This window comes from Polaromonas sp. 39-63-25 (assembly GCF_002278925.1).
Taxonomy (GTDB): domain Bacteria; phylum Pseudomonadota; class Gammaproteobacteria; order Burkholderiales; family Burkholderiaceae_C; genus Polaromonas.
Genome location: NZ_NCJH01000001.1, coordinates 35,365 through 52,409 on the forward strand (window position 1 = coordinate 35,365; position 17,045 = coordinate 52,409).

The 17,045-nt window shown below is 62.9% G+C and carries 16 protein-coding genes and 1 pseudogene; 3 read left to right on the forward strand and 14 right to left on the reverse strand.

Annotation, left to right across the window (positions count from 1 at the left end; all coding sequences use genetic code 11):
* Window positions 1-96 precede the first annotated feature (96 nt).
* The 3 genes and pseudogenes from B7X65_RS00190 to B7X65_RS00200 all read left to right on the forward strand — a co-directional run.
* Window positions 97-789, forward strand: coding sequence for an IS5 family transposase (locus B7X65_RS00190; RefSeq protein ID WP_293591983.1), 693 nt, complete (start codon window positions 97-99; stop codon window positions 787-789).
* Between the two features lie 22 nt (window positions 790-811).
* Complete coding sequence (locus B7X65_RS00195; protein WP_293591984.1) at window positions 812-1,321, forward strand: IS6 family transposase; 510 nt, start codon at window positions 812-814, stop codon at window positions 1,319-1,321.
* Between the two features lie 268 nt (window positions 1,322-1,589).
* A pseudogene (locus B7X65_RS00200) lies at window positions 1,590-1,979 on the forward strand (IS3 family transposase); the annotation flags it as partial.
* 57 nt (window positions 1,980-2,036) lie between these two features.
* Here the strand turns inward: B7X65_RS00200 and B7X65_RS00205 are convergent.
* From B7X65_RS00205 to B7X65_RS00270, 14 genes are all read right to left on the reverse strand, one after another.
* On the reverse strand, window positions 2,037-3,242 hold the full coding sequence (locus B7X65_RS00205; RefSeq protein WP_293601962.1) for a cytochrome P450: 1,206 nt from the start codon (window positions 3,240-3,242) through the stop codon (window positions 2,037-2,039).
* A gap of 68 nt (window positions 3,243-3,310) precedes the next feature.
* Window positions 3,311-4,345 carry a biotin synthase BioB gene (gene bioB, locus B7X65_RS00210; protein ID WP_293591986.1) on the reverse strand — a complete coding sequence of 345 codons (1,035 nt, stop codon included), beginning with the start codon at window positions 4,343-4,345 and terminating at the stop codon, window positions 3,311-3,313.
* A 51-nt stretch (window positions 4,346-4,396) separates the two neighbouring features.
* A complete protein-coding gene (gene bioD / locus B7X65_RS00215) occupies window positions 4,397-5,137 on the reverse strand; it encodes a dethiobiotin synthase (RefSeq protein ID WP_293591987.1) in 741 nt (246 codons plus the stop codon).
* On the reverse strand, window positions 5,134-6,351 hold the full coding sequence (gene bioF, locus B7X65_RS00220; protein ID WP_293591988.1) for an 8-amino-7-oxononanoate synthase: 1,218 nt from the start codon (window positions 6,349-6,351) through the stop codon (window positions 5,134-5,136). The genes bioD and bioF overlap by 4 nt, the downstream gene beginning before the upstream one ends.
* Window positions 6,317-7,729, reverse strand: a complete 1,413-nt coding sequence (gene bioA / locus B7X65_RS00225; RefSeq protein WP_293591989.1) for an adenosylmethionine--8-amino-7-oxononanoate transaminase — start codon at window positions 7,727-7,729, stop codon at window positions 6,317-6,319. Before bioA ends, bioF begins: the two co-directional genes overlap by 35 nt.
* A 10-nt stretch (window positions 7,730-7,739) precedes the next feature.
* Entirely contained in the window at window positions 7,740-8,423 is a 684-nt protein-coding gene (can, locus tag B7X65_RS00230) for a carbonate dehydratase (protein ID WP_324498309.1), read from the reverse strand.
* A 209-nt stretch (window positions 8,424-8,632) separates the two neighbouring features.
* Complete coding sequence (locus tag B7X65_RS00235) at window positions 8,633-9,664, reverse strand: TauD/TfdA family dioxygenase (protein WP_293591990.1); 1,032 nt, start codon at window positions 9,662-9,664, stop codon at window positions 8,633-8,635.
* 14 nt (window positions 9,665-9,678) lie between these two features.
* Window positions 9,679-11,136 (reverse strand): CoA-binding protein, encoded by a 1,458-nt coding sequence (locus B7X65_RS00240; RefSeq protein ID WP_293591991.1) that lies wholly within the window; start codon window positions 11,134-11,136, stop codon window positions 9,679-9,681.
* Complete coding sequence (locus tag B7X65_RS00245) at window positions 11,133-11,855, reverse strand: acetate--CoA ligase family protein (protein ID WP_293591992.1); 723 nt, start codon at window positions 11,853-11,855, stop codon at window positions 11,133-11,135. The genes B7X65_RS00240 and B7X65_RS00245 overlap by 4 nt, the downstream gene beginning before the upstream one ends.
* Window positions 11,856-11,867: 12 nt before the next feature.
* A complete protein-coding gene (locus tag B7X65_RS00250) occupies window positions 11,868-12,089 on the reverse strand; it encodes an acetyl-CoA carboxylase biotin carboxyl carrier protein subunit (protein ID WP_293591993.1) in 222 nt (73 codons plus the stop codon).
* 20 nt (window positions 12,090-12,109) lie between these two features.
* A complete protein-coding gene (locus tag B7X65_RS00255) occupies window positions 12,110-13,645 on the reverse strand; it encodes a carboxyl transferase domain-containing protein (protein WP_293591994.1) in 1,536 nt (511 codons plus the stop codon).
* Window positions 13,646-13,662: 17 nt separating this feature from the next.
* Window positions 13,663-15,033: an acetyl-CoA carboxylase biotin carboxylase subunit gene (gene accC, locus B7X65_RS00260; RefSeq protein WP_293591995.1), complete on the reverse strand. Its 1,371-nt coding sequence runs from the start codon at window positions 15,031-15,033 to the stop codon at window positions 13,663-13,665.
* 26 nt (window positions 15,034-15,059) lie between these two features.
* Window positions 15,060-16,154 (reverse strand): SDR family oxidoreductase, encoded by a 1,095-nt coding sequence (locus tag B7X65_RS00265; RefSeq protein WP_293591996.1) that lies wholly within the window; start codon window positions 16,152-16,154, stop codon window positions 15,060-15,062.
* A 9-nt stretch (window positions 16,155-16,163) separates the two neighbouring features.
* Window positions 16,164-17,036 carry an amidohydrolase family protein gene (locus B7X65_RS00270; protein ID WP_293591997.1) on the reverse strand — a complete coding sequence of 291 codons (873 nt, stop codon included), beginning with the start codon at window positions 17,034-17,036 and terminating at the stop codon, window positions 16,164-16,166.
* Between the last annotated feature and the right edge of the window lie 9 nt (window positions 17,037-17,045).

Consider the following 17,045-nt stretch of genomic DNA (forward strand, 5'->3'; position numbering starts at 1 on the left):
GGTTTTCGGGTAACACTGGCGTGGGCGTTGTTGCACGGATGCTCGGCGGCGGCCTGATAGGCTCGTCAGCCCTGATCAAGACATCTGACCAACCGCATGCCCAACAAACACAACGCCAAGTGCCGCCACCATATTCCGAAGATGAAGTTTTCGGTGCGCAACTGGGCTGAGTACGACGCGGCACTTCGCGCCCGCGGTAGCCTGACCTTGTGGGTCACGGCTGAAGCGATGGATCATTGGGCAGCCCAGCCACACAGCACACCTGGTGGGCAAGGTTTCTACTCGGATTTGGCGATCAAAACCAGCCTGAAGTTGCGCTTGGCGTTTCGCCAACCGCTGCGACAAACCGAAGGCCTGATGGCATCGATCTTTGATCTGCTGGAGCTGGACCTGAAGGCGCCCGATCACGGCACGGTGAGTCGACGCGCCATGCGCTTGAAGTCGATCTCCAAGCGGTGCGCACTGCCCGCAGGGCCTGCACACATCTTGATCGATAGCACAGGGCTGAAGGTCTTTGGTGCGGGCGAATGGTTGCAAGAAAATCATGGCCAGAAGTCACGCCGTAGCTGGAGAAAGCTGCACCTGGCGGTGGATGCCAATACTGGGTTGATCGTAGCCTCGATACTGACAGAACAGGATGTTGATGATCCGTCCCAAGTGGGTCCACTGCTTGATCAGATCGAACACAAAATTGGCCAGGTCACTGCCGATGGTGCCTATGACGGCGAGCCGACCGGTTTTGTCGCATTAGCAGTCCCAGCCAAGGATGGCGTTATGCTGACAGCCTGAAATTCAATGGTTGGGACGGGCGATGTTGAAGATGAAGGGGAAGCGATTTCCGAAGGAAATCATTCTGCTGTGCGTCCGTTGGTACGCAGCGTACCCACTGAGCTACCGCAACCTGGAAGAAATGATGCAGGAACGTGGTGTGTACGTGGATCACTCCAGTGTCAGCCGCTGGGCGATCAAGTTTTTGCCGTTGCTGGAGAAGGTATTCAGAAAGCACAAGCGGGCAGTCGGCGCCAGTTGGCGTATGGACGAGACCTACATCAAGGTTAATGGTCAGTGGAAGTACCTGTATCGTGCGGTGGACAAGGAAGGCGCCACCATCGATTTCCTGTTGCGTGCCAGGCGTGATACCGCTGCGGCGACCCGGTTTTTCGACAAAGCGATGCGCCAAAACGGCTTCAAGTCATTCAGATCTGCCAGCGCAGTCCTGGCGGGTATTGAGCTGTTGCACATGATCCGAAAAGGCCAAATGAGCACCGAAAAAGGAATGGGACTTTCGTTCGCCAAGCAGTTTTATGCACTGGCAGCATAAGTGCGCCCGGGGCCAGCGCGCGCTTGAAGAATTCGCCCAAATTTTTTCCTCGACTGGCTAATGCGACAAAACCAGAAAAGGCCCCTTGAACGTCAGTGATTCAGAGGGCTAACCATTTGTGGGAGGTTTGGCACTACGATCCGTGGCGTATGCCTTGGCAGTCATTGGTGCCATGTTCTGATCGCTCATTGAGCAGCGTTACGTGCTGGCCGTAAGCAATGGGATGGACGCTCCCACCTAAACGGCATCGCAATGTGCCAAAGTGGAGGTGTTTACCCGTCCAGACTCTGACCTGGTGAACACGATGTTGGATGCTGCCATCGAGACGGTAGCCACCGCAGGAGACCGGCCTGTCGTTCACTCTGATCGTGGAGCCCACTATCGCTGGCCTGGGTGGCTCTCAAGGATGCACAACGCAAAGCTGATTCGTTCGATGTCGCGCAAAGGATGCTCACCCGACAACGCCGCATGCGAGGGCTTCTTCGGACGATTGAAAACGGAACTGTTCTATCCTCGACGCTGGCAGGACATCACTGTGGACCAATTCATCCAGATAGTTGACTCATGCATCCGCTGGTACAACGAAAAGCGCATCAAAATATCCCTTGGCTCACTCAGTCCTCTTGAATACCGGGCGAGCCTTGGAATCACCGCATAAACCAGTCCAAGTATTACGCCGCACCCCCATGCTGTAAACCTGCCATATGGGCCACTTTCAAGCACTTGCCCGAGAGCGCAGCGGCAGCGCCACCAGCCCGCGATAAGCTGGCTTGTCGCCCCAGCGCGGCGCGGCATCGGCCAGGCTGAGCCCGGGCCATCTTTTGAGCAACTGCCAAAAGACCATTTGGGCCTCCATCAGCGTGAGCGCCGCGCCCATGCACACGTGCGGCCCCGAGCCGAAGGCCAGCGAAGCGCCCTGGCCGCGCGTGATGTCCAGCGTGTCGGGATCCCGGTAGCGGGCCGGATCGCGGCTGGCCGCGCCAATCAGGGGCAGCACCAGCTCGCCGCGCCGCAGCTGCTGGCCATGCAGCACCAGATCGGTGGCCACGCGCCGCCCGGTGTACTGCACCGGGCTGTCAAAGCGCAGCAGCTCGCGCACCGCGCCGGGCAGCAGCTCGGGTTCGCGCTGAAGGCGCTGCCACTGCGCCGGATGCGCGAGCAGCGCCTGCACGCCGCTGCCCAGCAGGTGGCGTGTGGTCTCGTGGCCGGCAAACAGCAGCATTGCGCATTGCGCGAGCAGCTCGGCGCCATCGTGGATCTCGCCCCTGGCCTCGGCGGCGACCAGCCGGCTGACCAGGTCGTCGCCCGGCGTCTGGCGCTTGAGCGCCAGCAGGGATTCAAAGTAACGGCTCATGGCCACCAGGCTGGCCTGGGCACGCCTGGCCTGATCGCGCGAAGGCCTAGGCTCGCCAATGAAGCTGGCCAGGTCTTCTGACCAGGCCATGAAGTCTTCCTGCGGCCGCTCGATGCCCAGCAGCAGCGTGATCACCCGCACCGGCAGCGGACGGGCCACCGCCTCGATGAAGTCAAACGTGTCCAGGTGCTCTACCTGATCTACCCGGTCGAGCAGCTCGGTGACCACCTGCTCAATGTGCGGCGCCAGCCCTTGGAGGATGTCGGGCCGAAAGCCGGCATTGAGCACCTTCCTGATGCGCGGATGGTCGGGCGCGTCGAGAAACAGCAGCGCGCGGGCAAACAGCTGCTGAAAGCCGCTCAGCTCGCCCGGGGCGCCCTCGCGGCCCTTGACCCAGGTGCCGGTGCGCTGCGCGGAAAAGCGCGGATCACGCAGCACCAGTTCGACATCGGCATGGCGCGTGAGCAGCCAGGCGCCGCCGAAAAACTCCTCGCTCCAGTGAATTGGTCCGGCCTCCCGCAAGGCCCGGTAGGTCGGGTAGGGATTGGCCAGGAACACGGCATCCACGAGGGGCCGAGCCAGCGCGAGCGGTCTCGGCTCCGCGCCCCTATCGCCCCTATTTGCTGCGCTCATGGTCACTGCGCTGTAGGCGCTGCAGGGCGCGCGCCCTGGACTTTCAAGCCCAGGCGCTCAAACAGCTGGCGATCACGGTCAGCTTGCGGGTTGCTGGTGGTCAGCAGCTTGTCGCCATAGAAAATCGAGTTCGCGCCTGCAGCAAAACACAGCACCTGCAAGGCTTCATCCATCTGTTCGCGCCCTGCGGACAGTCGGACCATGGTCAGCGGCATGGTGATGCGCGCCACGGCGATGGTGCGCACGAACTCGAACGGGTCCAGCGGCGGGGCATCGGCCAGCGGCGTGCCGGGCACGGGTACCAGGTTGTTGATGGGAACTGATTCGGGATAAGGGCTGAGGTTGGCCAGCTCAGCGATGAGTCCTGCGCGCTGGAGCCGGCTTTCACCCATGCCGACAATGCCGCCGCAGCAGACGTTGATGCCGGCTTCGCGCACATAGCCCAGGGTGTCCAGCCGGTCCTGATAGGTGCGGGTAGTGATGATCTCGCCATAGAACTCGGGCGAGCTGTCCAGGTTATGGTTGTAATAATCCAGACCCGCTTCCTTCAAAGCCTGAGCCTGCTCGGCCTGCAGCATGCCAAGCGTCATGCAGGTTTCCAGGCCTAGCGAGCGCACGCCACGCACCATCTCGGTCACGTTCTCCATGTCACGCTCTTTCGGGCTGCGCCAGGCGGCGCCCATGCAAAAACGGGTGGCGCCCTGGTCTTTGGCGGCCTGGGCGGCCTCCATCACTTCGGTCAGCGGCATCAGTTTGGTGGCATCCACGCCGCTGTCGGCGCTGGCCGCTTGCGGGCAGTAGCCGCAGTCTTCGGCGCAGCCGCCGGTCTTGATGGACAGCAGCGTCGAGAGCTGCACCTCGTTGGCATCAAAATTTTCGCGATGCACCTGCTGGGCGCGAAACAGCAAGTCCATGAACGGCAGCTCGTACAGGGCCGCCACGTCAGCGACTTCCCAGCGGAGCGGGGCCTTCGGTGCGTTGGAAGGTGCGGGCGCGCGGCGCAGGGACGAAACAGGAATGGTGGTAATGGTAGTCATGCAGTTTTCTCAGGTGAAGAAGGTGGGTACGAAAGGTCGTTAAAGGGGTCGCTACAAAAGGGATGCAGTGAACACCCTTTTGAGGGCCACAGCGTCCAGGTGGGCCGCCACGGCGGCGGGTGTTGGTGTGTCCAGCCAGGGCACCACGCCCAGGCAGGGCGTCTGGTGGCGGCGCGTTATTTCATGGTGCAGGCTGGCCAGGTTGCCTTCGCTGTGCGCCATGTCGGGATCAACGGTATTGGCAATCCAGCCGGCCAGCGGCAAGCCACGCGTCCGAATCGCCTCGGCCGTCAGCAGCGCATGGCTGATGCAGCCCAGGCGCAGGCCGACCACCAGAATCACTGGAAGGCCTATGACTACCGCCAGGTCTGCCGTGTCCCATTCGGGGCCGAGCGGCACGCAAAAGCCGCCCACGCCTTCAACTACGACGACATCGGCGCATCTAGCCAGATGGCGGGCGGCGGACAGAATCGTCGCCGGGTCGATCAACCGGCGCTCCAGGGTGGCAGCAATCTGCGGCGCGCAAGCGGCCTCGAACTGCAGCGGCCCGACTTGCGTCTCGGTGAGTCGCACCGAGCTGGCCTGGCGCAAGGCCTGCACATCCTCATTGACGCGCTGCCCGTCGATGAGCGTGGTGCCGGCCGCCACGGGCTTCAAGCCCGCGCTGCGCCAACCTTGCTGCGCGCACCAGTGCAGCAGCGCGGCGCTGACATGGGTCTTGCCTACGCCGGTGTCGGTGCCGGTGACAAAGCAGCCGTGCAGCGCTTGAGGGCTCATGCCGGGTGCGGTCATGACAACTCCCGGGCGGCGCAGGCCAGGCCATCGACCAGACGCTGCACGTCCCGGGCGCTGTGGCTGGCGCTGAGTGTAATGCGCAGCCGCGCCGTGCCCACCGGCACCGTGGGCGGGCGTATGGCCGGCACCCACAGACCTTTCGCATCCAAGGCCGCCATCAGTGCCAGCGCGGCGGGATTGTCGCCGACTATCAACGGCTGGATCGCGGTACTGGAGTCGGCCAGTCGCCAGCCCAGCGATGGGTGTGCGACGATGAGGGCGGCGAGCTGTGTACGTAGCTGAGTAATCCGTTGCAGCAATTGCGCACGCCGCTGATCACCCTCGGCGCCGCTGATGATGCGTAGGCTCTCGCGCAACGCATGGGCCACGGCGGGTGGCGCGGCGGTGGTGTAGATATAAGGACGGGCGGACTGTACCAGCCAGTCGATGATGGTCGGATGCGCGGCGACAAAGGCGCCGCCTACACCGGCTGCCTTGCCCAGCGTACCCATGTAGATCAGGCGTTCGCTGCGCAGGCCCAAATGTGACAGGCTGCCCCGGCCCTGGGCGCCGAGCACACCAAAGCCATGGGCATCGTCCACGATGAGCCAGGCGTCAAAGCGCTCGGCCAGCGCCATGAGCGCCGGCAGATCAGCCAGATCGCCGTCCATGCTGAAGACCGCATCGGTCACGATCAGCTTGATCGGTGTCGTGCAGCGTTCCAGCTGGCGCTCCAGCACGGTGAGATTCTTGTGGGCGTAGCGCTGCATGGTCGCCCTGGCCAGCAGGGCGCCGTCGATCAGCGAGGCATGGTTGAGCTTGTCGGCAAAGATGGTGGCGCTGGCATCGCCCAGGGCGGTAAGCAGCGCCACATTGGCCAGGAAACCGGTGCAGAAATACAGCGCCGCGGCATTCGGAATGCAGGGTTCCAGCCAGGCAGCCAGGTCGTCTTCGAGTCCGGCATGGGCGCGCGAGTGGCCGCTGATCAGGTGCGAGGCGCCGCTGCCCACGCCGAACCGCTGCGCGCCCTCGGCCAGCGCCTGGACCAGGGCCGGGTGATTGGCTAAGCCAAGATAGTCGTTGCTGCCAAAGACCAGCAGCTCGCGCGCCGGCTGGCCGCCCTGGCTGACCCATTGCCTTGGCGCGCACGGCGACTCGGCGATGCGGCGCAGGCGCTGCAGGCCCTGGGCTTCGCGCTCAAGCCGTTGGCGGTTCAGGTGGTCTATCAGCATCGCAAGCATTCAGAGTTTGGCTCAAGACATCGTCCAGCGTGGCCAGCAGGCGCCCGGCCAGCCAGTTCGACAGGCTATCGTCCAGCAGGTAGGGTGGCATGAGGTACACCGTGCGCCCTATCGGGCGAATCAGCAGTTCGCGCTCGCGGCCCGCCAAATGAAAGCGCTCGGCAAAGCGCGTTCCGGTGAGCGCCTCGCGCACATCAAAAGCCCAGATCATGCCGATCTGGCGGAAGTGTTCGATGCGCGCATCGGTTTGCAGCGGTGCCAGCGCGGCCGTCAACGTTGCGGCCCGATGCCGGTTGCGCGAGAGCACACCGTCCTGCTCGAAGCGGTCGAGCACTGCCAGCGCCGCGCGGCAGGCCAGCGCATTGCCGGTATAGGAGTGCGAATGCAAAAAACCGCGCGCCACATCATCGTCCAGGAAGGCTTCATAGACGCGGTCGCGCGCCAACACCAGCGACAGCGGCAAGTAGCCGCCGCTGATACCCTTGGACAGGCAGACCAGGTCGGGCCAGATGCGAGGTTGGCCGGGCAGTGCGGCTTGTTCGAAGGCGAAAAAGGTACCGGTGCGCCCGCAACCCACGGCAATCTCGTCGGCAATCAACAGCACCTCGTACTGATCGCACAGCGCGCGCGCGGCGCGCAGGTAGGCCGGATCGTGCATGGCCATGCCGGTGGTGCCCTGCACCAGGGGCTCCAGAATGAGAGCGGCAATCTGCTCGTGACGCGAGGCCAGCAGAGCCTCAAGCTCCGCAGCTGCGCGACTGGCCACGTCAGCGGCGGACTCACCCGGCAGCGCCTGGCGCGCATCGGGCGACATCACCTGGTGCGAGCGCATCAGGAGCGGGTCGTAGGCATCGCGAAACACCGCCACGTCGGTCACGGCCAGCGCGCCCAGCGTCTCGCCATGGTAGCCCTGGCGCAGGCAGACAAACTCGCGCTTGGTCGGGCGTCCCCGGTTGCGCCAGTGATGAAAGCTCATCTTCAGCGCAATCTCCACCGCCGAGGCACCGTCACTGGCGAAAAAGCAGTGGCCGAGCACGCCATCGGTCAGGGCCGACAGGCGCTCGGCCAGCTCGACCGCCGGTGCATGGGTGCAGCCGGCCAGCATCACATGCGGCAGGCGGTCAAGCTGCTCCTTCAGTGCGGCGTTGATGCGTGCATCGGCATGGCCGAACAGGTTCACCCACCAGGAAGAACTGGTGTCGAAATAGCGCCGGCCGGTATCGTCGAACAGCCAAGGGCCTTCGCCCCGCAGGATGGCTAAAGGCGGCACGGCGACTGCGCGCTGCATCTGTGTGCAGGGATGCCAAACAGCAGCCAGGCTGCGCCGGGCCAGGTCTTGGTACTCTGTTGGTGCTTGAAACCCCTTCATCATCGATTCTTCAAATTTCCACAGCGACCGAAGGCTGCCGAGCGTTGAACTGGAGGTCTGACATGCGGTTAAGCGCATCCTGATACGCGAGGTCCGCACAATGGGTGTCTGCGGCGGACAGCCCGAGCTCGGACAGCAGGCCGTCCTGCAAGCCATAGACCCAGCCATGCACAGACAACGGCTGACCCCGCGCCCAGGCATCACGAACGATGTGTGTCTGGCACACGTTTTGGAATTGCTCGGCCACGTTCAGTTCGCACAACCTGTCTATTCGGTCTGCCATGGGCAGCGCCATCAGCGTACCCTGGTGTTTGGCATGAACGGCCCCCACATGTCCCAGCCAGTTGTCGACAAGGCCAAGTCGCAATCCCTCGACAGCCGCATGGATGCCGCTGCAACCGTAGTGCCCGACCACCATGATGTGGCGCACCTTCAGGACCTCCACCGCGAACTGAATCACCGACAGGCAGTTCAGATCACCGCTTGCCACCACGTTGGCAATGTTTCTATGGGTGAAGACCTCGCCAGGGGCGAGATCGAGAATCTGATTCGAGGGAACACGACTGTCCGAGCAGCCGATCCAGAGGTAGGCCGGTTTTTGCTGGCGCGCTAGACGCTGAAAGAAATCGGCATCGCCGCAACACATGCGGGTCGACCAAGCCCGGTTTCGGGCCAGCAAAGACTCGACGGTCACGGCTATGCCTCAACTAATTGATGAACACTTGGTGCACTATAAAAAGCCTCAATTCGGGATGCTCGGATATGTGACCTAACGTCGCTTAATTCAGCGGTCCGCCACATGATGCCCACGTATATCTGCTGCATTTGTGCCACTTTCATTCTGATCTCTGGTTTAACACTTGGCGGTCATACACGTAATTCCACATGCCGCCAATACGATATTCAGGCTGTGACGCGAGTCGTTTCGCCGTGGCGGCTCAAATAGGACGTGCGGAACTCTCGCGTCAATTCGAAGTGGGGCGGCAGTGCCCGGCCGTTGGGCAAGGTGAGCCATACACGCAACAGGTGACGACGCTCGGCAGGATCCTCGTAGTCCTCGTACTTGCTCCGCGCGTGCAGGACCGAGTAGTTGTTCGCCATCTGCACGTCGCCGGGCTGCATGCTGAAATTCATCTGAATCGCGGGATCGTTGCAAATGTCTTCCACCAGTTGAACCGCCTGCTCCTGCATCTCGGTCAGGCGCGGGACGTCCGGGAAACTCTGCGCGGCCAGCAGATAGCGACGCTTGTACAAGGCGCTGAGGCGGCCATCAAAAAAATTCAAGATCGGCGAGGTCTGCACTTTCAGTCCGGTTGGATGCTGATCCCGGGTATCGAAATGGAAAGGCTGTTGCAATACCTCGATGAGATCGGGGCGGCGCGTCAGCACTTCGTTGTAGAGCTTCGCAACGCTGACGAGTTTGCTGACGCCACCCGACTTCGCGGTCTTCAGACAAAGCAACATGAAGGCGTCGCCACCATCATTGTGAAAGGTCAGCTCATCATCCGTCTGATAACTCCGAACCGAGTTGGTGCTGTCGACCCGCAGACCTGTATTGGTGACGTTGTGCATACGATTGCCGAGCCGATCCTGCTTTTGAGGGTCACCGAGGTGGACGGCCATGGCCCAGAAGACCATCCTGGATTCTTCCAGTGAGTAGCGATCTATTGGCAGCCCGCGAAGCAAGGCGAAGCCGCGACCACCTTCAAGCTCGGATCGGATGGCTTCGAAACGCCGCGCGATGAGCGGCATGGGAAAGTCGTCGCGGCCCAGCTCGGTGAGCGCCATTTTTCTCTCTCGAAACGCCTTCAGCATGGCATCGATCTCATCCACTTCAGCCGGCTCAACGTGTTGAATCCAGTCGGTACGGTCGTTCAACTCAGCAACGCTCCACACCTCCGGACCGCCCAACAAACGCTCTGTATTGCCACTCATCTTGTCCACTCCAGTTAGGCACGCGTAGATGAGTTCGGGGGTGAAATGCGAGCGCGGAAGGCCTCCACCACGCGAAGTGCGGACAGGCCTTTCGCCGCCTGGGCGAGCTCGTCATAAACGGGCACGCCGCTCTCAATGGCCCGCAGGCGATAGTCGCGCTTGCGCTCCTCGGTTTCGGCGTCACCGTCCGACCGCAGGACCAGCGCAATGTGCATTCCGGTGCGGTCCGTTTCGCGCACCCGCAATGCCGCCTTGATGATGTTACCGAGCATGTCCACGTGCCTGAACCCAAGGATGACAGTCATGTTCACGTGGATCACCAGCACATCGGCGACGCCGCTGGCGGCAACCGCGGAGATGATGCGCTCCGCGACGCGGCCCTCGTCCTGTTGCAGAGCGCCCGCAGGCACATCGATGGGGTTAGCCACGGAGGCACCCGCGGGAAGGGACAGAGCCTTCAATGTCGCCAACGTCTGCGAATCGAACGCGGCGATCGAGAAGCCTGCTCGGTCGAAAGCGTCTGTGCCAAGCACGCTGGTTCCCCCGCCGTTCCCGAAGAGGACGGCGCGGCTGGATGTCGTGGCGCGCGGTGTGAGGCACTGCAGCGTCAGCAACGTATCCAGGAATTCATCGAGCGTGTCCACCAGCGGCATGCCCGCCTGCCGGGACAGCGCTTCCCACGCGCGTTGGCTGCCAGCCAGTGCGCCGGTATGCGAAGCCGCTGCACGCTGGCCCTGGCTCGTCCTGCCACCCTTGAGTAGCACAATCGGCTTGCGCGCGTTGGCCCGGCGAAGCACTTCGAAGAGGCGTCGACCCTCGCGTGTGCCTTCTAGGTAGAGCCCGATCACTTTTGTCGTCGGGTCTTCGAGCATGTACTCCACTAACTCCGCGGCGCCGAGGTCAGCGGCATTGCCGATCGTCACAAGGCCACTGAACCTTAGGCCCCTGCTTTGGCCGCGCCGGATGATGTCGATACCCAGTCCACCGCTTTGGCAGACGATGCCGACGGGCCCTGGCTCGGCGAGCGTCTTCTCGGTAAACGTCACCCTCGCTGCGGGCGAGTACACCCCCAGACAGTTGGGCCCGATCAAACGCGTGCCGGCCTCGCGCGCCGCGGCGACGAGATCCGACTCCAGCGCGGCGCCGTCCTCAGTCTCGCCGAAACCGCTGGACATCACCTGCGCAAATTTCACCTTACCGCGGCCGCTGCGCAATACATCGGGCGCGATGCAAGCCGCGACCGCCACATAGGCGTAGTCAACCTCGCCCGGCACATCCGCCAGGGAGCGGCACGCCTGCAGGCCTTCGACTTCGGCAGCCGTGGGATGAATGGGAACGATGCGCCCAGCGTAGCCGAAGTTGCGCAGGTTGCGAATGAAGCGGTTCCCCCCGCTGACCGTGGTCGCGGACGCCCCGACAACCGCAATCGTCCGGGGGTGAAACAGGGGTGTGAATTGTTCGAGAGTGGTCATGCCTTGGCACCGGTGTTCTTCAGTATGAAACGCGCATCCACGGCCACGGCCGATTGACGCGAAACGATAAGGGGGTTGATGTCAATCTCAGCGATTTCGTCCTCACCGCTCACGAGCAGGCCGCCCTCCCCGCCAACGCACAGCAGCACTTCGACGATCGCATCGATGTTCACTGGTTCGCTGCCGCGCGCGCCGTGCAGCAGCGCGGCCCCCTTCAATTCGTCGAGCATGTCGCGGGCGTCGCGCTCCGTGATGGGGCATATCCGGAAAGCGACATCCTTGAGTACTTCGACGAAGACACCGCCCAGGCCCACCATCACCATGGGGCCGAACTCGGGGTCCATCGTGCCGCCGACCACCACCTCCACGCCTCGCGGCGCCATCTCCTCGACCAGCCACGCTTCCGCCTGGATATCCCGTGCGCGCAGCGACTGCGCCAAGTCGGCGATGGCCGAGGCGACATCCGCACCATTGCGCAGATTCAACTTCACGCCGCCCACGTCGCTCTTGTGGATGACGCCGGTGGCTACCACCTTGAGTGCCAGCGGCGGCTTGAGGTCCGCTACGGCGGCATGAGCGTCCATTCCCGCCTCGATGACCACCGACCGCGGCACGCGAATGCCGACGGCACGCAGAATATTCTTTCCGGTGGGCTCGTCGAGCGCGTGCTGCCCGTTTTTCCGCGCCGCCCGCAGCGCCATGGCCACTTGTTCGTACATCTTCGCTCCCCGTCAATGACTCATCAACATGAGCGGCACGCCTTCGATCACGACCTGGCCTTCCACCACCAGGATCTTGTCCACCGTTCCGCTCATGGGCGCGAGCACGGGAATTTCCATCTTCATGGATTCGACGACGGCCAGGGTGTCGTCTTCGGACACCACGTCACCCTCCTTCACCAAAACCTTCCACATCGAGCCGTTGATTTCAGAAAGCACCTTCGTTTGCGACATGTCTTGTCCTGTTCTGTTATTTAGAAAGTTGTGGGCCAGTTGGCGAGCAGGTGCTGTCCGACAGCCTTGCCCTGCCGCGTGCGATGCACCTCCAGCAGGCGCGCCAGCGTCTCCCGCGTGTCACGGGGGTCAATCACCGCCTGTGTCTCGTAGAGCGCCGCGAGGCGCCACGCGGACGTATCCTTCGACAACTCTTCGACGAGCTGGCGGTAACGTACCGGGTCATCTTCTTCCTTCACACCGAACAGCGCGCTGGCGCCGACCGAGGGCGCCATGAAGCCGAGATCGGCGGTTGGCCAAGAGATGACTTCATCCGAATTACGACCGCCGCCCATGTTGAGGTAGGCCTGCCCATAGCTCTTGCGCATGATCACGGAGATCTTGGGTACCGTGACAAGCGCCAGCGCGTTCATCCAGTTCATGATCCGGCCCGGGGCCGCGCGGCGTTCGCCTTCCACGCCGATCAGGAAACCCGGTTGGTCGACCATGAAGACCAGCGGGATGTTGAACGAGTCGCACAGCACGAGGAAGCCGATGACCTTGTTGCATGCATCGACGTCGATGGCGCCGCCCTTGAAGAGCGGGTTGTTGGCCACGATCCCGACCGAGCGGCCTTCGATGCGCGCCAGCGCTGTGCAGATGGAGCGCCCGAAACGGGGCTTGAGCTCCATCATGCTGCCGACATCGACGACAGTTTCGACGATCTTCCGGACGTCGTAGACCTTTGCGCTGTCCTCCGGCATCAGATCGACAATGCGGTGGCCGCGTCCGTCCGAACCTTCTGGCACGGGGTGGACGGGGGGCGCCTCGTTCTGGTGGCTGGGCAGGTAACTGAGCCATTTTCGAATGTGGGCAAGCGCCTCCTCGTCCGTCTCCACGACGGCATCCACGAGACCGGACGTTTCGGCATGCATCTTCCAGCCGCCGAGATCTTCAGAATCGATTTCCTGGCGGATCGCAGCGGACGTCACCCGGCCGCTGGCAACGGCCATCGTGGCGCCGCGCCGCATGACGACGAAATCCGACAGGCAGGCGTACCATGTGGAAGAACCGTAGCATGCGCCGAGCAAGGCACTCACCCACGGGGACTCGCGCAGGCGCCGGTATTCGTAGGCATCTTGGCCTAGGAGGGCGCGGCCCTCCGCACCCATGCGATCCGGCATGCGCGCGCCGGTGGATTCGCCCAGCATGATCAAGGGCATTCCCGACTTCGACGCCACCTCGCGCATGTGGCGTATCTTCTTTCCGTTGATCACCGAGCTCGAAGCGCCGAGCACAGTGAAGTCGTTCGAGACCACGGCGACCTGGCGGCCCTCGACCTTGCCGAAGCCGGCAATCTTCGCGTCGGCCGGCGTACGGTCGCGCATCTCCGCGCGGTGGGATGTCGCGAACAGGCCGCTCTCCGCCCAGCTGCCTTCGTCCAGCAGCACCTCGAGCCTTTCGCGGGCGTTGAGGATGTTCTGTTCCTTGCGCTTCGCGAGCTTCTCGGGACCACCCATCCCCAGCGCCTTTTTCCGTGCCAGCTCGTACTCGGCGATCATCTGCTCATGTGTCATATTGTTTCCTTGTCCGTTCAAAGCATGTGGCGCATCGGGTGTTCCGCGTACATCGTGTCCCGCACGAACTGCGTGCTCACCTCGGCCTTCGCGAAGGCCGGCTCCGCGAGGAGCCTCTGGTGGAATTCGCGGGTCGTCTTGACGCCGGAGATATGCAGCTCCCGCAGCGCGCGCTGCATTCGCGCAATCGCTGCCTCGCGGGTTTCATCCCAGACGATGAGCTTGGCAATCAGCGAGTCGTAATAAGGCGGCAGGTCGTAGGAGGCATAGGCATGCGTGTCCACGCGCACGCCGGGACCGGCGGGCAGTTCGAATTCGGTCAGTTTGCCGGGCCGGGGCATGAAGCCCTTCTCGGAGTCCTCGGCATTGATGCGGCATTCAATGGCGTGGCCGTGAAAACGGACGTCCGACTGCCGCAGCGGCAGGGGCTCGCCCGACGCGACGCGCAGCTGGAGCTTCACGAGGTCCACACCGGTGACCGCTTCGGTGACGGGATGCTCCACCTGGATCCGGGTGTTCATCTCGATGAAGAAGAACTCGGAGCCCGCCGCGTCGACGATGAATTCGAGGGTACCCGCACCTTTGTAGTTCACGGCACGGGCGAGCTGGCAGGCGGCGTGGGTCATGCGCTTGCGCAGGTCTTCGGAAACGATGGGCGACGGACTTTCTTCCAAAAGCTTCTGGTGGCGGCGTTGGATGGTGCAATCGCGCTCCCCGAAGTGGATGACGTCCTTGCCGTCACCCATCACCTGGACTTCGACGTGGCGCACGGGGGAGATATATCGCTCGATGTATACCTCGCCACTGCCGAAAGCGGCTTTCGCTTCGGATGACGCACGCTCCAGCCCTTCACGCAATTGCTTCTCGTTTTCCATCACGCGCATGCCGCGCCCACCGCCGCCGGCTGACGCCTTGACGAGCACTGGGTAACCGATTTCCGCGGCCAGCCGAGCTGCCTCCTCCACGTCGGCGACCGGGTCGGGCGAGCCTTGCACAACCGGAACGCCGGTTTCCATGGCAAGCTTCCGCGCCGCAGCCTTATCTCCCATGAGCCGGATGGCGCTCGGATCGGGACCGACAAAAGTCAACCCCGCAGCCAGCACAGCTTCGGCAAATCCCGCGTTCTCCGACAGGAAGCCATAACCTGGATGCACGGCATCCACCTTGGACGTGAGCGCTGCCTGAACGAGTGCGTTCACATTGAGATAGCTCTCCGTCGGCGAGGGGCCGCCGACGCAAACGGATCGGTCAGCGAGCCTCACAGCCAACGAGTTTTCGTCGGCGGTGGAAAAGGCCTGCACCGTTTCGATGCCGAGTTCGCGGCAGGCGCGGATGATGCGAACGGCGATTTCACCGCGATTCGCAATGAGGACACTTCGGATAGTCATGACTTAGTTCTCTGGTTAAAAGTTGTTTAGTCGGCGCGGCCAACGGCCGTGCCGGATCGAACAGGCGCAGGGGGAATCACTTTGCGAGTCACCAGATCGGCCAGCAGAGAACGGAACATTGCCGACGTATCCAGCACTTCGTTCCATCCGGCGCGCCGCGCCTTGGCCAGGCTGGACACCTGGTCGTACGGGGTGGTGTAGGCCCAGTCCGCATAACTCCAGTTCACGAGCTGGTCCAGCGCGTAGGGCTTGAGCTGGTACTTCTCGCACATGCGGGCCCACAGCGGCCCCTTGTCCGCCATCACACGGGTCAACGTGATCTGCTGTACGTCGCCGGCTTCCATGCCGAAGTAGCCTGCGATGTCGGGCCAGAGGTTCTTCCAGCGTTCAGGCTCGCCGTTTGTCATGTTGAAGGCCTGGTTTTCGCAGGCCGTGCTCGTAGCGGCCCATTCCATCGCTCGGGCGAGCAACCTTGCATCAGTGAACTGGTACAGCGCTCCGAACGCTTCTGGGCACCCCGGAAAGCGCAGCGGCAGGCCGAGCTCCCTGGACAGCGTCGCGTACAGCGACAGCGCCATGAGGTGGTTCATCGGGCTGCCCGCCGAGAAGCCGCAGATGCAGTGCGGGCGCAGCGCCGACCAACTCCAGCGCTTGCCGTATTGCCGCGCTTCGAGCCAATCCTGCTGGTCGTAATAGAAGTTAGGCGGCATGTGGCGCGGATCGTCCTCGCGCGTCGGGGTGCGGAAGGGGCCCAGATGATTACCGTACCACTTGGTGCCCTGCATCAGTTGCACATGGGCAAGTCGCGGAGCCACTCGCTCAAGGGTTTCGACCAGGTTGACGACCATGGCGAGGTTGGGCGCGACCTCTTCGGCGGCGGTCGCCCGCGGCGCGTAGGCGGTGAAGAACACGTGCGTCGCTTCGCCCACGTCACGCAGCTTCGCTGAGCAGTCCCCGACATCGAGCAGGTCGACCTGTACGTGCCGCACGCCGGGCTCGGCGTCGGCAGCCCTGCGGGAGAGCGACACAATGTCCCAATCCCCGCCGGCGCGCAGTTGCTCGACGAGCGCGCGTCCCACAATCCCCTGGGCTCCAGCAATGACGGCGATTTTATTAGTCACAGTCCACCCTCAATCGACGTTCAGCAGCTTCGCTGCATTGGTCCAGAGAATCTTGTTGATGATGTCCTTGCGCCAGCCCATGTCTAGGAAGTCGCGCAACGAGTCCTGGATGTCGCGCACTGGGTAGGCGGTACCGAACAGCGTTCGGTCCTCAAGGAACAGGTTCGCGCCCTTCACGTAGCTCTCCGCACAGATCATCCCCGCCGTGCTGGCATAAAGATCCGGAGAAACATAGATGTTCGGGCAGGCGAGCGCCACGACGACCATCTCGTCTGCGTAGGGCCATGCCGCATGGGAAACGATGAACTTCACATCCTTGTAGCGCTGGGCCGCCATCTGGATCGATGTCGGGCGGGACCAGGTGATCTCGTGCCCGGCAAGTGCCGACAGGAGGCCGGACAGCGAAATCGAGACCGGTAGCTTGAGTTCCTGCGCGAGCTCGTACACCGGGTCGAGCGACTTGTCGTCGGACCAGCGCGGAACTTTCCCGGAGCCCGGTTCGATCGATATGCCCTTCACGCCACGCGCACTGGCGAGCTCGCGGATTTCCGCAAGACTCTCGGGAATCGCCTCCATGTCCACGCCGAGGAACCCCAGGAAGCGATTTGGATAGGTGTCCAGGAGCTCGACGATCTCCTTGTTCGACACGCCGCCCAGGTTCCCGGCGCCGCTCGAGGCCCGGCCCATGGCGACCCCGTACTTCACGCCCGCAGAATCCATTTCCTGGAAGAGAATGTCCACGTCTTCCAGCCAGGCGGAACGGGCGCCTTTAAACGATATGCAGTGGCGCGGATAGTGCATAGCGGTCCGGAACACAGACCCTTTCGTCCACGCGTAGACAGGGGGGCGCAAGCGCATGTCGATGATCGGGGGAAGCATCATAAGTATGTC

Coding starts and splice junctions, on each gene's coding strand:
- B7X65_RS00190 (WP_293591983.1), top strand. CDS start 97: ATGCCCAACAAACACAACGCCAAGTGCCGCCACCATATTCCGAAGATG.
- B7X65_RS00195 (WP_293591984.1), top strand. CDS start 812: ATGTTGAAGATGAAGGGGAAGCGATTTCCGAAGGAAATCATTCTGCTG.
- bioB (WP_293591986.1), bottom strand. CDS start 4,345: ATGACTACCATTACCACCATTCCTGTTTCGTCCCTGCGCCGCGCGCCC.
- bioD (WP_293591987.1), bottom strand. CDS start 5,137: ATGACCGCACCCGGCATGAGCCCTCAAGCGCTGCACGGCTGCTTTGTC.
- bioF (WP_293591988.1), bottom strand. CDS start 6,351: ATGCTGATAGACCACCTGAACCGCCAACGGCTTGAGCGCGAAGCCCAG.
- bioA (WP_293591989.1), bottom strand. CDS start 7,729: ATGAAGGGGTTTCAAGCACCAACAGAGTACCAAGACCTGGCCCGGCGC.
- B7X65_RS00235 (WP_293591990.1), bottom strand. CDS start 9,664: ATGAGTGGCAATACAGAGCGTTTGTTGGGCGGTCCGGAGGTGTGGAGC.
- B7X65_RS00240 (WP_293591991.1), bottom strand. CDS start 11,136: ATGACCACTCTCGAACAATTCACACCCCTGTTTCACCCCCGGACGATT.
- B7X65_RS00245 (WP_293591992.1), bottom strand. CDS start 11,855: ATGTACGAACAAGTGGCCATGGCGCTGCGGGCGGCGCGGAAAAACGGG.
- B7X65_RS00250 (WP_293591993.1), bottom strand. CDS start 12,089: ATGTCGCAAACGAAGGTGCTTTCTGAAATCAACGGCTCGATGTGGAAG.
- B7X65_RS00255 (WP_293591994.1), bottom strand. CDS start 13,645: ATGACACATGAGCAGATGATCGCCGAGTACGAGCTGGCACGGAAAAAG.
- accC (WP_293591995.1), bottom strand. CDS start 15,033: ATGACTATCCGAAGTGTCCTCATTGCGAATCGCGGTGAAATCGCCGTT.
- B7X65_RS00270 (WP_293591997.1), bottom strand. CDS start 17,036: ATGATGCTTCCCCCGATCATCGACATGCGCTTGCGCCCCCCTGTCTAC.